This is a genomic window from Arthrobacter sp. MPF02 (assembly GCF_046605375.1).
Lineage (GTDB): Bacteria > Actinomycetota > Actinomycetes > Actinomycetales > Micrococcaceae > Arthrobacter.
Genome location: NZ_CP176772.1, coordinates 1,696,604 through 1,710,721 on the forward strand (window position 1 = coordinate 1,696,604; position 14,118 = coordinate 1,710,721).

General features: G+C 67.5%; 17 protein-coding genes. 16 read left to right on the plus strand and 1 reads right to left on the minus strand.

The features are described from left to right. Window positions 1-80: 80 nt before the first annotated feature. From ribD to hisF, 8 genes are all read left to right on the plus strand, one after another. Entirely contained in the window at window positions 81-1,148 is a 1,068-nt protein-coding gene (ribD, locus tag ACLH0K_RS07955; RefSeq protein ID WP_411376431.1) for a bifunctional diaminohydroxyphosphoribosylaminopyrimidine deaminase/5-amino-6-(5-phosphoribosylamino)uracil reductase RibD, read from the plus strand. Continuing rightward, window positions 1,148-1,786 (plus strand): riboflavin synthase, encoded by a 639-nt coding sequence (locus tag ACLH0K_RS07960; protein WP_411376246.1) that lies wholly within the window; start codon window positions 1,148-1,150, stop codon window positions 1,784-1,786. Before ribD ends, ACLH0K_RS07960 begins: the two co-directional genes overlap by 1 nt. Next, on the plus strand, window positions 1,783-2,472 hold the full coding sequence (ribB, locus tag ACLH0K_RS07965; protein WP_411376247.1) for a 3,4-dihydroxy-2-butanone-4-phosphate synthase: 690 nt from the start codon (window positions 1,783-1,785) through the stop codon (window positions 2,470-2,472). The genes ACLH0K_RS07960 and ribB overlap by 4 nt, the downstream gene beginning before the upstream one ends. Next, entirely contained in the window at window positions 2,469-3,200 is a 732-nt protein-coding gene (ribA, locus tag ACLH0K_RS07970) for a GTP cyclohydrolase II (protein WP_411376248.1), read from the plus strand. Before ribB ends, ribA begins: the two co-directional genes overlap by 4 nt. 17 nt (window positions 3,201-3,217) lie before the next feature. After that, a complete protein-coding gene (gene ribH, locus ACLH0K_RS07975) occupies window positions 3,218-3,706 on the plus strand; it encodes a 6,7-dimethyl-8-ribityllumazine synthase (protein WP_411376249.1) in 489 nt (162 codons plus the stop codon). 98 nt (window positions 3,707-3,804) lie between these two features. Then, window positions 3,805-4,068, plus strand: coding sequence for a phosphoribosyl-ATP diphosphatase (locus ACLH0K_RS07980; protein WP_009358176.1), 264 nt, complete (start codon window positions 3,805-3,807; stop codon window positions 4,066-4,068). Between the two features lie 88 nt (window positions 4,069-4,156). Beyond that, window positions 4,157-5,017 (plus strand): ATP phosphoribosyltransferase, encoded by an 861-nt coding sequence (hisG, locus tag ACLH0K_RS07985; RefSeq protein ID WP_411376250.1) that lies wholly within the window; start codon window positions 4,157-4,159, stop codon window positions 5,015-5,017. A gap of 55 nt (window positions 5,018-5,072) precedes the next feature. After that, window positions 5,073-5,849, plus strand: a complete 777-nt coding sequence (gene hisF, locus ACLH0K_RS07990; protein ID WP_411376251.1) for an imidazole glycerol phosphate synthase subunit HisF — start codon at window positions 5,073-5,075, stop codon at window positions 5,847-5,849. A 59-nt stretch (window positions 5,850-5,908) separates the two neighbouring features. Here the strand turns inward: hisF and ACLH0K_RS07995 are convergent, their stop codons facing one another. Then, window positions 5,909-6,553 (minus strand): TIGR03085 family metal-binding protein, encoded by a 645-nt coding sequence (locus ACLH0K_RS07995; RefSeq protein ID WP_411376433.1) that lies wholly within the window; start codon window positions 6,551-6,553, stop codon window positions 5,909-5,911. Window positions 6,554-6,664: 111 nt separating this feature from the next. On the opposite strand from ACLH0K_RS07995, the gene hisI reads away from it, so the two are divergent. The 8 genes from hisI (at window position 6,665) to lgt (ending at window position 14,049) form a co-directional block, all read left to right on the plus strand. Next, the gene (hisI, locus tag ACLH0K_RS08000; protein ID WP_411376252.1) at window positions 6,665-7,117 is read left to right on the plus strand and encodes a phosphoribosyl-AMP cyclohydrolase; all 453 of its coding nucleotides are present in this window, start codon (window positions 6,665-6,667) and stop codon (window positions 7,115-7,117) included. Between the two features lie 115 nt (window positions 7,118-7,232). After that, a complete protein-coding gene (locus ACLH0K_RS08005; protein WP_411376253.1) occupies window positions 7,233-8,795 on the plus strand; it encodes an anthranilate synthase component I in 1,563 nt (520 codons plus the stop codon). Then, window positions 8,795-9,433 carry a Trp biosynthesis-associated membrane protein gene (locus ACLH0K_RS08010; RefSeq protein ID WP_411376254.1) on the plus strand — a complete coding sequence of 213 codons (639 nt, stop codon included), beginning with the start codon at window positions 8,795-8,797 and terminating at the stop codon, window positions 9,431-9,433. Before ACLH0K_RS08005 ends, ACLH0K_RS08010 begins: the two co-directional genes overlap by 1 nt. A 105-nt stretch (window positions 9,434-9,538) precedes the next feature. After that, window positions 9,539-9,829, plus strand: a complete 291-nt coding sequence (locus tag ACLH0K_RS08015) for an HGxxPAAW family protein (protein ID WP_411376255.1) — start codon at window positions 9,539-9,541, stop codon at window positions 9,827-9,829. Beyond that, window positions 9,829-10,650: an indole-3-glycerol phosphate synthase TrpC gene (gene trpC / locus ACLH0K_RS08020; protein ID WP_411376256.1), complete on the plus strand. Its 822-nt coding sequence runs from the start codon at window positions 9,829-9,831 to the stop codon at window positions 10,648-10,650. The genes ACLH0K_RS08015 and trpC overlap by 1 nt, the downstream gene beginning before the upstream one ends. A 99-nt stretch (window positions 10,651-10,749) precedes the next feature. After that, on the plus strand, window positions 10,750-12,066 hold the full coding sequence (gene trpB / locus ACLH0K_RS08025; RefSeq protein WP_411376257.1) for a tryptophan synthase subunit beta: 1,317 nt from the start codon (window positions 10,750-10,752) through the stop codon (window positions 12,064-12,066). Between the two features lie 29 nt (window positions 12,067-12,095). Next, the gene (gene trpA / locus ACLH0K_RS08030) at window positions 12,096-12,890 is read left to right on the plus strand and encodes a tryptophan synthase subunit alpha (RefSeq protein ID WP_411376434.1); all 795 of its coding nucleotides are present in this window, start codon (window positions 12,096-12,098) and stop codon (window positions 12,888-12,890) included. 4 nt (window positions 12,891-12,894) lie between these two features. Continuing rightward, on the plus strand, window positions 12,895-14,049 hold the full coding sequence (lgt, locus tag ACLH0K_RS08035; RefSeq protein ID WP_411376258.1) for a prolipoprotein diacylglyceryl transferase: 1,155 nt from the start codon (window positions 12,895-12,897) through the stop codon (window positions 14,047-14,049). Window positions 14,050-14,118 lie beyond the last annotated feature (69 nt).

A 14,118-nucleotide genomic window follows, 5' to 3' on the forward strand; every position in this document is an offset into this window, starting at 1 on the left:
CGCCAAGCACCCCGGAAAAGAACGGTCTGGTCCCTGCCGGGGGAGTTGTCACCGCCTTTAGTGCCGCTGAAACCAGCGCCATGGAGGCTGCCCTCCAGGCGGCCCTGCAGGGACCGCGCGGGGCCAACCCGCTGGTGGGTGCCGTCGTCGTCAGTTCCGACGGCCGCCACGTTGTCACCGGATTCCACCGCGGTGCCGGCACCGCCCATGCCGAGGCCGACGCAATCGCCCAGGCCAGGGCCGCAGGGATGGACCTGGCCGGCTGCACCATGGTGGTCACGCTGGAGCCCTGCGACCACATCGGCCGCACGGGGCCCTGCACCGAAGCGATCATCGACGCCGGAATCACCGACGTAATCTACGCCGTCGACGATCCCCATGGTCCCGCAGCGGGCGGCGCAGCCACGCTGCGGAGCGCCGGGGTCCGGGTGCGCAGCGGATTGGGCGCGGCCGAGGCGCTGGAGCTGAACAGGCAGTGGTTCGAGGCAGTGGCCGCCAGCCGCCCGTTCGTTACGCTGCATATTGCCCAGACACTGGACGGCAGGATCGCTGCCGAGGACGGTACCAGCCAATGGATCTCCTGCACGGAATCCCTGGCGGACAACCACTCGATCCGCAGCCGGATCGACGCCATCCTGGTGGGAACCCAGACCGTGCTGGTGGACAACCCGCGGCTGACGGCGCGGGACGCGGAGGGTGCTCCTGCCGTGAAGCAGCCGGTGCGCGCCGTCATGGGATTGCGGGATATTCCTGCCGACGCCGCCATCCGCGGGGAGGACGGACTCTCCGTGCACCTTCCCACCCGTGAGCCTGCCGGTGCCCTTTCAATGCTGTACGCCTCAGGTGCCCGGCACGTCATGGTGGAAGGAGGATCGCGTATCCTCAGCGCGTTCCTCACTGCCGGGCTGGTCGATGAACTCATCGTGTACCTGGCGCCGACCCTGCTGGGTTCCGGAACCCCGTCGCTGAACGGACTGGGAATCACCAGCCTGCCGGATGCCCAGCAGTGGGAATGGGACCCGTCCGACGGCGGCGCCGTCCGCACGCTTGGCCGGGACCTTCGACTTCACTTACGACCGCAACGCACCGTTGCCCGTGACCCCCAACCGTCCCGCCGGAGCGCGGAGCAAGCCCAGGAAGGCTACTGATGTTTACCGGAATTATTGCCGAGCAGGGGCACGTCCTCTCCATCGAAAGGGACGGCGGCACCAGCGCCACCGTCCGGCTCCACGCGCCGGGCACCACCGAAGGCCTGGCCCTGGGCGGTTCGATCGCAGTCAACGGAGTCTGCCTCACCGCCACGGAGATCGACGGCAAGGAATTCAGTGTCGACGTGATGGGCGAGACCCTGGTCCGCACCACCATCGGCGGGCTGGCGCCCGGCGATTCGGTCAACCTGGAACGCTGCGTCCCCGCCGGGGGACGGCTGGACGGCCACGTGGTGCAGGGCCACGTGGACGGCGTGGGTGTGCTGCTGGAGCGCGAACCGCTGGGCAACTGGGAACGGCTGCGCTTCGGCGTTCCGGGCAACCTGGCGCGCTACATCGCGGAAAAGGGCTCCATTGCCATCGACGGCGTATCCCTCACCGTGACAGCGGTCAGTGACGCCGCGGAACCGGAACCATGGTTCGAAGTGGGACTGATTCCCACCACCCTTGCCGAGACCGGGCTGGGTGCCAAGGAAACCGGAAGCCGGGTGAACCTGGAGGTGGACGTCCTCGCCAAGTACACCGAGCGGCTGCTGGCCTTCCGCGGTGCCTCCGCAGTGGCAGGAGATGCCCGATGAACGCCGCCGTCCGGTTCGAGCCGGAAACTGTCAACAGCGGGGTGCAGGGCCCGGACCGGGCGCAGGAGCAGGTCCTGGACCCCATCGAGGACGCCGTCCGGGCCATGGCCGCCGGCAAGCCGGTCCTGGTGGTCGACAACGAGGACCGCGAAAACGAAGGCGACATCATTTTCGCCGCCCAGCACGCCACACCGGCCCTGATGGGCTGGACCATCAGGTACAGCTCGGGAGTCATCTGTGTCCCGCTGTCCGGGAAGCGTGCCGATGCCCTGGCGCTGCCGCCCATGGTTGCGGTGAACGAGGACGCCAAGGGCACTGCCTACACCGTGTCCTGCGATGCCGCCGTCGGGGTCAGTACCGGCATTTCCGCCACTGACCGCGCCCTCACGGCCAGGGTGCTTGCCGACCCGTCCGCCGGCCCGGCCGCCGTCACCCGACCCGGGCATATATTTCCGCTGCGTGCAGTTGACGGAGGTGTGCGGGAGCGGCCGGGCCACACGGAGGCCGCGGTCGACCTGTGCCGCCTTGCGGGCCTCGAGCCCGTGGGCGTTATCGCGGAAGTGGTGTACGACGACGGCGAGATGATGCGCCTGGACGGGCTCCGTTCGTTCGCGGCGGAGCACGGCTGCCCCCTGATCTCCATCGAAGATCTCGTGGCCTACCTTGGGGAGAAGGAGAAACGATGACGGCATCCGCAGCAAGCAACGGCAACCACCGGGACGGGCACCGGGCGGAACGCACCGGCAGCGGCGTGGTTCCCCATCCGGTCAGCGGCGGACCGGTCGTGCAGCTGCCCACAGCCTTTGGCGAATTCGTCGCCCAGGCCTGGACCGACCTGGTCACCGGCGTGGAGCACCTTGCCGTCAGTTCCCCCGATGCGCCCCGGAACGGCAAAGCACCCCTGGTCCGCCTGCATTCCGAATGCCTCACCGGAGATGTGTTCGGTTCCTACCGCTGCGACTGCGGCGAACAGCTTGCCTATGCCCTGGAACTGATCCAGGCAGAAGGCGGAACCCTGCTCTACCTGCGTGGACAGGAGGGCCGCGGCATCGGCCTGGCGAACAAGATCAAGGCCTACGCCCTGCAGGAGGCGGGTTTCGACACCGTCGAGGCCAACGAGCAGCTGGGACTGCCCGTGGATGCCCGTTCCTACAACGCCGCGGCCCAGATCCTGGCAGAGATGGGCCTGCACGAGGTCCGCCTGCTGAGCAACAACCCGGACAAGCAGAACAGGCTGTTCAGGGCCGGTGTGAAGGTAGTGGAAATGGTTCCCACCGAGGTTCCTTCCCGCGACCAGAACATCCGCTACCTCCAGACCAAGAAGGACCGGATGGAGCACCGCCTCCTCCTGGACACCCACGTGGCCCCCGTGCCCGTCACCATGCCCAACACCCTGATCCACGAACAAGACTGAACGGAACCAACAGACCCATGAGCGGACACGGCGCCCCCGACATCGACCTCACCACCCTCAACCCCGCCGAAACATCGCAGCTGAAGCTGGCGATCGTGGCGGCCAGCTGGCACACACAGATCATGGACGGGCTCCTCGATGGCGCCCTGCGCGCCGCCAAGGAAGCCGGCATCAGTGACCCCACCGTACTGCGCGTTCCCGGCAGCTTCGAGCTTCCGGTCGCTGCCGCCCGGCTGGCACCGCACTTCGACGCCGTCGTTGCGCTCGGCGTCGTGATCCGCGGCGGTACGCCGCACTTCGACTACGTCTGCCAGGCCGCGACGTCGGGACTCACCGACGTCAGCGTCCGCACCGGCGTGCCGGTGGGCTTCGGCGTCCTCACCTGCGACACCGAACAGCAGGGCCTGGACCGCGCGGGCCTGCCGGACTCCAAGGAAGACAAGGGCCACGAGGCGGTCACCGCGGCGCTGGCGACCGCCGTCGTCCTCAGGCAGTACCGCAGCTAGCCGGCGGAGGACGGGCGCGTGTGTGTTCGCTCACATCGCGCCCGTCATCCAACGCCCCGGGAAGCGCCCTTCCGGCCGCACCAAGTAGGCTGGAGGGCGTGAAGAATTTCGAGACGCTGTTCGCTGAGCTCAGCGAGAAGGCAGCCACCCGTCCGGAAGGCTCCCGCACCGTCGCTGAACTGGAGTCCGGTGTCCATGGCATCGGCAAGAAAGTCGTCGAGGAAGCGGCCGAAGTCTGGATGGCCGCCGAGTATGAATCCGATGAAGCCGCGGCAGAGGAAATTTCCCAGCTGCTCTACCACCTGCAGGTCCTGATGCTCGCCAAAGGCCTGACCCTGGAAGACGTCTACAAGCATCTGTAGCCACCGGTCCGGCCCGCCTCCTGCCGCCGGAACCGCCGTGGCCTGCACTGCCTGAACACAGACCTTCCAAAATTTAGAAAGATCTCCCATGCTGCGAGTAGCCGTCCCCAACAAGGGATCCCTGTCCGAAGCCGCCTCCGCCATGCTGTCCGAAGCCGGATACCGCCAGCGCCGCGATACCCGTGAGCTGGTCATGGTGGACCCGGACAACGACATCGAGTTCTTTTTCCTGCGCCCCCGTGACATCGCGGTGTACGTGGGCCAGGGGACGCTCGACGTCGGCATCACCGGCCGGGACCTGCTGCTGGACGCCGAGGTGGAAGCCGAAGAACTGCTCCCCTTGGGCTTCGCGGCCTCCACGTTCCGCTTCGCCGGCCCCGTGGGCGACTTTTCCACCGTCGAGGAGCTTGAAGGCAAGCGCCTGGCCACCAGCTACGACGGGCTTCTCCGCGGTTACCTTGCAGAGCGCGGCGTCGGCGCCAAGGTGGTCCGGCTCGACGGCGCCGTGGAGTCCTCCGTGCGGCTTGGTGTGGCAGACGCCATCGCCGATGTGGTGGAGACCGGCAACACCCTGAAGGCCGCCGGCATGGAGATCTTCGGCGAACCTATCCTCAAGTCCGAGGCCGTCCTGATCCGCCGCACCGGAGAGGGCGGAGCCGCCAACGGTACCGCACGCGAAATCGACGTCCTCATCCGGCGCCTCCAGGGCGTCCTGGTGGCGCGCCAGTACGTCCTGATGGACTACGACATCCGCAAGGAACTCGTGGAAAAGGCCGCCGCACTGACTCCAGGTTTGGAATCGCCTACCGTCTCCCCGCTGCAGGACTCCGACTGGGTCGCCGTCCGGTCCATGGTGCCCAAGAAGGAAACCAACCGGATCATGGACGAGCTGTACGACCTTGGCGCCCGCGCCATCCTGGTCAGCAGCATCCACGCCTGCCGCATCTGAACGGGCTGACCGTACGCCGCGCAGCAGGACCAACAAAAGAATTCCAGGAGTACCCATGGCAGTAGCAGTACGTGTCATTCCCTGCCTTGATGTCGACGCCGGGCGCGTCGTCAAGGGCGTCAACTTCGAAGGCCTCCGCGACGCCGGCGACCCGGTGGAACTGGCCCACCGCTACGACAAGGCCGGCGCGGACGAACTGACGTTCCTTGATGTGACCGCATCTTCCGGAAACCGCGAGACCACCTTCGACGTGGTCCGCCGTACCGCGGAGGAAGTCTTCATCCCGCTGTGCGTCGGCGGCGGCGTCCGCGGCGTGGCCGAAGTGGACAAGCTCCTCCGCTTCGGCGCCGACAAGGCTGCCATCAACACCGCCGCCGTCGCACGCCCCGACGTGATCGACGAAATCACCCGGCACTTCGGCTCGCAGGTGCTCGTCCTGTCCGTCGATGCCCGCCGCACCCGCCCCGGATCCCAACCCACGCCGTCGGGCTTCGAAGTGACCACCCATGGCGGGCGTACCGGCACCGGAATCGACGCGATCGAGTGGGCCAGGGAAGCCGCCGACCGTGGCGTGGGGGAGATCCTGCTGAACTCCATCGACGCCGACGGCACCAAGGACGGCTTCGACCTTGACATGATCAAGGCAGTCCGCGCCGCAGTGAAAGTCCCGCTGATCGCCTCCGGCGGAGCCGGCGAGCCGGCGCACTTCCCGCCGGCGATTGCTGCAGGTGCTGACGCTGTCCTCGCAGCCTCGATCTTCCACTGGGGCCCCAACGACATGATGCACCAGGTCAAGGACGCAATCCGGGCCGCGGGCTTCGAGGTCAGGTAAAGCTCAACCGCAGAGGGCTGATTCGAAAATTTCAACCAGTGTAGGTTGATAATGTCGGGTTAGATGCCCACTTCGGCCGATTGCAGGAGCGCGACGGCGTCCGGCTGGCCTTCGAACGTGACCAGGGCGTGGCGGGTGCGGCCGTGGGCGTGCATCAGCAGTTCGCCCGGCTCACCGACGATGGCCACGGAGACGGGCGCGCGCTTGGCGACGTGCCGCGGGCCGGAGGGGCGGACCAGCACGATGCCCAGGTCAACGCCGCGGTACAGGATGGCGGCGCGCTTCACCAGTTCGTCCCAGAGGGCTTCGGAGTAGGCCTCGTCAAGCGCGCGGGGAGCCCACCGGTCAACGGCGCGGCGGACGTCCTCCGTATGCACGAAGTACTCGATGAGGTTGGAGCTTTCGTCGAGCGCCTTGATGTTCATCGGCGAGAGCGCCGGCGGTCCGCCGCGGAAGGTGTTCACCAGGCCGGCATAGTCCTCGGCCGTAGCGAGCTTTGCGGCTAGCTTGGTCGTCGCCTGGTCGGAGGCCCTGGACAAGCGCTTGATGATCAGGCCCAGCCCTACGGACACCTTCCGCTCGCGCAGGTAAAGGTGCGCTGCGAGGTCCCTGGTACGCCAGCCCTTGCACAGCGTGGGCGCGTCAGGACCGGCCGCAAGCAGGGTCTCGGCCAGGACTTCTCGGGACGGTTCGACGAAATGCATCACTTGGAAAACTAGCACGACCGGCACAGAGTTGGGCAGCGCCCCTGCTGCCGCTGGCGCGCCGCTGTCCGCATCAGGATTGGCCCGGCAGGAGGCACTAGACTTGACCTGATGTCTAAGCAGCCCGCCCCCGCCCCAAGCACCGTCCAAACGGTCCCCACCGCGCCCGGAACCGCAACCGCTTCCGCCGGCGCGGCTTCACCGGCCAGCCCGCTCCCTGCGGATCTCGCCGCTGCGCTTAAGCGTGACGCCGCCGGCCTGGTGGCTGCCGTGGTGCAGCAGTACGACACCAATGAGGTCCTGATGCTTGGCTGGATGGACGACGAAGCCCTCCACCGCACCATGACCACGGGCCGGGTCACCTTCTACTCCCGCTCGCGCCAGGAGTACTGGCGCAAGGGGGACACCTCCGGGCACGTCCAGTGGGTGAAGTCCGTTGCCATGGATTGCGACGGCGACGCGCTGCTGGTGCGTGTGGACCAGGTGGGTGCCGCCTGCCACACCGGTACCCGGACCTGCTTCGACGGCAGGGAACTGGACGTTACTGCGGCCCAGGCGGGCTGAACCGGAGCGGTGCCGCAGGGCTGCTCCCCCTGGGGCCGCGGCCCGCCCTCTGCACGACCATTCAAGGCGCCGGTGGGAACCGGCCCTTACGAGAACAGGTGGAAGACTTAGCACCATGCAGGACCTTGGAATCATCAGCCCCACCCTGGAGGAGTTCCGGGAACTTGCCGGCCACAGCCGCGTCATCCCCGTACGGCTCAAAGTGCTGGCTGATGCGGAAACCCCTATCGGCCTGTACCGCAAACTGGCCCAGGGCCAGCCCGGCACGTTCCTCATGGAATCGGCGGCGGTCGGCGGCGCCTGGTCCCGTTACTCCTTCATCGGTGCCAGGTCCCGCGCCACACTGACCACCAAGGACGGCAATGCGCACTGGCTGGGGGAACCTCCCGCAGGCGTTCCGGTGGACGGCAGCCCCGTGGACGCCATCCGCGACACAATCGACGCGCTCCGGACGGACAGGTTCGACGGACTGCCGCCCTTTACTTCCGGCCTGGTGGGCTTCCTTGGCTGGGAAACCGTGCGGCACTGGGAGCGGCTGGTCAGCCCGCCCGAGGATGACCTGCAGCTGCCCGAGATGGCCCTGAACCTGGTCACGGACATGGCGGTCCACGACAACGTGGACGGCACGGTGCTGCTCATCGCCAACGCCATCAACTTCGACAACAGCTCCCAGCGGGTGGCCGAGGCCTGGCACGACGCCGTCGCCCGGGTAAAGGCACTCCTGGCCAAGGTGAGCACGCCGGTGGCGCAGCCGGTCTCAGTCCTGGCCCCGGCCGCACTGGACTTTGCCTCCAGCGTGCAGGAACGCTGGGACGAGAACGAATACCTTGCCGCCCTGGACCGGGGCAAGGAAGCGATCGTTGACGGCGAAGTGTTCCAGGTTGTCATTTCCCGCCGGTTCGAGATGGAGTGCAACGCCTCCGCCCTGGACGTGTACCGGGTACTCCGTAACACCAACCCCAGCCCGTACATGTACATCTTCAGCCTGGCGGACGCCGACGGACGGGAGTATTCCATCGTGGGGTCCTCGCCGGAGGCCCTGGTCACCGTCACCGGGGAAGAGGTAATCACGCACCCCATTGCCGGATCCCGCCCCCGCGGCAAGACGGTGGAAGCGGACAAGGCCCTCGCCGAGGAACTGCTCGCTGACCAGAAGGAGCGGGCAGAACACCTCATGCTGGTGGACCTGTCCCGCAACGACCTGTCCAAGGTGTGTGTGGCCGGTACCGTGGACGTCACCCAGTTCATGGAGGTGGAGCGCTTCAGCCACATCATGCACCTGGTCTCCACCGTGGTGGGAAGGCTCTCACCCCGGGCAAAGGCGTACGACGTCCTGAAGGCGACCTTCCCGGCCGGCACTCTGTCCGGCGCACCGAAGCCCCGGGCGCTGCGCCTGCTCGACGAACTGGAACCGCACCGCCGCGGCATCTACGGCGGCGTGGTGGGGTACCTCGACTTTGCCGGCGACATGGACATGGCCATCGCCATCCGGTCGGCGCTGCTCAGGGACGGCCGGGCGTACGTGCAGGCGGGTGGCGGCATCGTGGCGGACTCAGTGAATCCCACCGAGGCCCTCGAGACCGTGAACAAGGCCGCGGCACCGCTCCGGGCGGTGCACACCGCCGGTTCCCTGAAGAACATTTCGGCCGACTCGCTCCCCGGCGGGGCGGACTCCTGATGCCCGATCCCGGAACCGCCGACGGGAAGGCGAACAAGGCGAGAAAGGGAGCGCCGAATTGGGCCCGGAAGGGCACACTCGTGCTCCTGGTCGCCGTGCTCGCGCTGGCCGTCTTCGGCACCACCACCCAGACCTGGCTGTCCGCCACGCTGGATCCCAGCCAGGCAGGCCAGGCGGCCGCCGCGCAGGAACCGCTTGAGGTCCAGGGCAGCGACGCGGCCACCACGGTGACGGCCCTCGCCCTCGTGGCACTGGCGGGCGGACTCGCGGCAGCCATCGCGGGCAGGATCGCCAGGTGGATCATCACCGCCATCATCGTCCTTGCCTCCGCCGGCATCGTCACCGCCGCAGCCACCGTCCTGGCCGACCCGTCCGCGGCTGCACGGGGTTCCATCGCCGCGGCCACCGGCATCAGCGGCGGCAGTGCGCAGGTGGCCGTGACCGCCTTCCCCACGCTCGCCGTCGTCGCCGGGTGCCTGCTCGCCCTGGCCGCCCTGCTGATCATTCCCGCCAGCCGGTACTGGAAGACGCGCACCCGGTATGACGCGCCGGGAACCGCCGCCAGTGCAACGGCGGCAGGTCCGATCGACGAGATCGACAGCTGGGACCGGCTTTCGCGCGGCGACGACCCCACGTGATGACGGAACTGTTGCCGCGCCGGGACGGGCAGGCCGGTGCGGATAACGGGTGAGCGTCCAAAAAATGGCAGAATGTAACCAGTATTCACCTTGAGGAGATTTTCCATGAGCAGCAAAGCCCCTGCATCCGTTTCCAAGTCCGGAACCCGCCAGGTTGCCCCCGGCCACATCGACCACAGCCAGGAACTGGGCCACGGCAACAGCCCGGCTGCCTGGACCTGCGTGATCGTGATGCTGGTGGGCGCGCTCATCGCATCGATCGCCTTCGTCATCGCCAGCACCCCGATCTTCATCGCGGGCGCCGGCGTGATGGTGCTCGGCCTGATCCTCGGTTACATCATGCGCAAGGCAGGCTACGGCGTCGAAGGCAGCAAGCTGAAGAACTCCGGCCACTGATGGCAACTGTTCTCGACGACATCAATGCCGGTGTCCGGGAGGACATGGAGGCCAGGAAGCGGCTCGTTTCGCTGGCTGAACTGAAGGACCTGGCCCAGGCAGCGGCACCTGCCCGCGATGCCTGGGCAGCGCTCGGTGGCCCCTCCGCATCCCGCGACGAACTCAAAGTCATCGCGGAAATCAAGCGGCGCAGCCCGTCCAAGGGGGACCTTGCCAGCATCGGCGATCCCGCATCCCTGGCAAGGCAGTATGCCGACGGCGGTGCCTCCGTCATCAGCGTTCTCACCGAACAGCGGCGGTTCAATGGGTCCCTGGCCGACCTCGACGCGGTGCGCGCCGCCGTCGACGTTCCGCTCCTGCGGAAAGACTTCACGCTCGACGAATACCAGATCTGGGAGGCCCGCGCCCATGGGGCGGACCTGGTCCTGCTCATCGTTGCCGCGCTCTCCGACGCCCAGCTCAGCGAATTCAGCGCGCTCAGCTCGGAACTCGGCATGAATGTACTGGTGGAGACGCACACGGAAGAGGAGATCGAACGCGCCGCAGCGGCAGAAGCGCGCATCATCGGCGTCAACGTGCGCAACCTCAAGACGCTAGACGTCGACCGTTCCCTGTTCGCAACGCTCGCCGGACGGATTCCGGCTGACTCCCTCGTGGTCGCCGAATCAGGCGTGCGGGACGTTGACGACGTGACGCACTACGCCGCCAGCGGCGCCAACGCGGTGCTGGTGGGCGAGGCGCTGGTAAGCCACTCCACCCCGCGGGAGCGGATCGCGGAGTTCACGGCAGCCGGGGCAGCCGCCATCGCCGCACGCGGCTGACGGGACCGGTACCGGCGCGCGGCCGACTGCCCGCGCCTCCTCCGGCGCCCGCCGGAACCGCACATTTTTTCGACTATCTACTGAAACAGGACGGGACTGATGGCTGACGCACCTTCAGCTGCTGACAACAACGCCGCGGAAGCATTCCTGCAGGGCGGCTCGCTCCGGCATGCGCCGGGGCCCTACTTTGGCAGCTACGGCGGACGCTGGATGCCCGAGTCCCTGATCGCAGCCCTGGACGAACTTGAGGAAACCTTCAACAAGGCCAAGGACGATCCCGAGTTCCGCGCCCAGATCGCCGACCTTAACAAAAACTACTCCGGCCGGCCCTCCCTGCTGACCGAGGCCAAGCGCTTCTCCGGGCACGCCGGGGGAGTGCGGGTGTTCCTCAAGCGCGAAGACCTCAACCACACCGGCTCGCACAAGATCAACAACGTGCTCGGCCAGGCGCTCCTCGCCAAGCGGATGGGCAAGACCCGGGTCATCGCCGAAACCGGAGCCGGCCAGCACGGCGTAGCCAGCGCCACCGCCGCGGCACTCCTGGGCCTGGAGTGCGTGGTCTACATGGGTGCCGAGGACTGCCGCCGCCAGGCCTTGAACGTCGCCCGGATGGAGCTGCTGGGCGCCACGGTGATCCCGGTGACCAGCGGATCGCAGACCCTCAAGGACGCCATCAATGACGCCCTGCGGGACTGGGTGGCCAACGTGCACAACACCCACTACCTGCTGGGCACCGCTGCCGGCGCGCACCCGTTCCCCGCCATGGTCCGCTACTTCCATGAAGTCATTGGCGAGGAAGCCCGGGCCCAGATCCTGGAGCAGGAAGGCCGCCTGCCGGACGCCGTCTGCGCCTGCATCGGCGGCGGCTCCAACGCCATCGGCATTTTCCACGGCTTCCTCGACGATCCCTCGGTCAGGATTTACGGCTTTGAGGCCGGCGGCGACGGCGTGGACACCGGGCGCCACGCCGCCACCATCACCCTGGGCAAGCCGGGAGTGCTGCACGGCGCGCGTTCCTACCTCATGCAGGACGACGACGGCCAGACCATCGAGTCGCACTCCATCTCCGCAGGACTGGACTACCCCGGCGTCGGCCCGGAGCACTCCTACCTCTCGGATATCGGACGGGTCAGCTACGAGCCGATCACCGACAGCGAAGCCATGGAGGCCTTCCGGCTCCTGTGCCGCACCGAAGGCATCATTCCCGCCATCGAGTCCTCGCATGCGCTGGCCGGCGCGATCAAGGTGGGCCAGCGGCTTGCCGCCGAGGACGCGGATACCGCCAGGGACAAGATCGTGATCGTCAACCTGTCCGGCCGCGGTGACAAGGACGTTGCCACTGCCGCCGAATGGTTCGATCTGTTGGAGAAGGACTCCGCGGAGTCGGAGATCGGTAAAGAGGGGGAGCAACTGTGAGCGGTGCACAGATTGCCGGCAAGGCACAGATGACCAGCAAGTCGGCGGCAGCGATTGACCGGGCCCGAGCCCAGGGCCGCGCCGCCCTGATCGCCTACCTGCCCGCCGGCTACCCCAGCGTGGAGGAATCCATCGCCGCCGGCATCGCGGCCGCCCGCAACGGCGCCGACCTGATTGAAATCGGCATCCCCTACTCCGATCCCGTCATGGACGGCCAGGTCATCCAGGCCGCCACTACCGAGGCTCTGGCCAACGGGTTCCGCGTCAGCCAGGTGTTCGACGTCGTCGCCGGGATCACCAGCCAGACCGACGCTGCCGTCCTGGTGATGACCTACTGGAACCCCGTTGTCCGGATGGGCGTTGACGAGTTCTCCCGCCGCCTTGCCGAGGCCGGGGGAGCGGGCCTCATCACGCCGGACCTCATTCCCGACGAGGCAGCCGAGTGGATGGAAGCCTCGGACAAGTACGGACTGGACCGGGTCTTCCTGGTTGCGCCGTCCTCCACCGCCGAGCGCATGCAGCGGACCGTCGACGCCAGCCGCGGCTTCGTCTACGCGGTCTCCATCATGGGCGTGACGGGGGCCCGTTCCTCGGTGAGCACCGCGGCCAGGGATGTGGTGAAGGCAGCCCACGACGCCGGCGCCGGGCGCGTCTGCGTTGGCCTCGGTGTGTCCAACGCCGCGCAGGTCCGCGAAATCGCGGCCTATGCCGAAGGCGTCATCGTCGGCACCGCCCTGGTTAAGGCTTTGGGCGACGGCGGCGTGGACGCCGTCGCAGCCCTCACCAGGGACCTGAGCACCGGACTCTCCCGGGAAGAAGCGTAACCAGATGCAGACCATCCTTCAGGCGGCCGCCCTGGTGCCCGCCAGCATTCCCAGCCCGGACTGGTCCGGATTCGATATCCCCCTGCCGTGGGGAACGCTGCGCATCCACGCGTACGCGCTGTGCATCCTGGCCGGCATCGTGGCGGGCCTGTGGCTGACCACCGTCCGCTGGGCGAAGCGCGGCGCGCCTGAAGGAAGCGTCTGGGACATCGTGGTCTGGGCCATCCCGTTCGGCATCATCGGCGGACGGCTTTACCATGTCTTCTCGTCGCCGGACGCCTATTTCGGCCCCGGCTTCGACGGCACCGGAGACCTCTCCCTTATTCCGCAAATCCAGCGCGGCGGCCTCGGCATCTGGGGTGCCGTCGTGCTGGGTGCCGTCGGCGCCTGGATTGGCTGCCGCCGCAGCGGCGTCAAGCTGTCCGCGTTCCTGGATGCAGCAGCCCCCGGGCTGCTGCTTGCGCAGGCCATCGGACGCTGGGGCAACTGGTTCAACCAGGAACTCTTCGGCGGGCCCACCACCCTTCCGTGGGGCCTGCAAATCGATGCGGACAACCCGAACTTCCCCGCCGGAGTCCCCGCGGACACCCTGTTCCACCCCACGTTCCTGTACGAATCGCTGTGGAACCTGGCCGGCGTCGTACTGCTGCTTGCCCTTGACCGCAGGTTCAACTTCCGCCGCAGCCGCCTTTTCTGGCTCTACGCCATGTACTACACCCTGGGCAGGGTGTGGATCGAGGCAATGCGCATCGACGAAGCGGAACAAATCTCGTTGTTCGGCCTCACCACGCGGCTGAACGTCTGGACCAGTATTTTCGTGTTTGTGACAGCGCTCGTGATCTTCATTCTGCTGGGCCGGAAGGGCCGGACGGAGCCCGACACCGTCTACCTACCGGGCCGGGAACCGGCCAAGGGAGGGGCGGCAGGAGAGCTTCGCGACGGCGCAAACGACGTCCGTGATCCGGACCCGGTTGTCTCAGATAGTGAAGCGCGTGATAATCTCCCTGATAACCAAAGCGGTTCCAGGCCTGCATCCGTCCCCGCGGACAAGGCCGGGGCGGCACCGGCCGGCACCACGCCCGGAACGGATGCCACGGCGGCCGGACACTCCGGCAGCACAGCCACAGGAACCGCACCGGAGGCCGGCACCAGCAAGTAAACCGCCGGCCACGTAGGGCAGCAGAGCCACCGCTCGAAAGGCCCGAAACCACAATGTCGTGGCATGGGG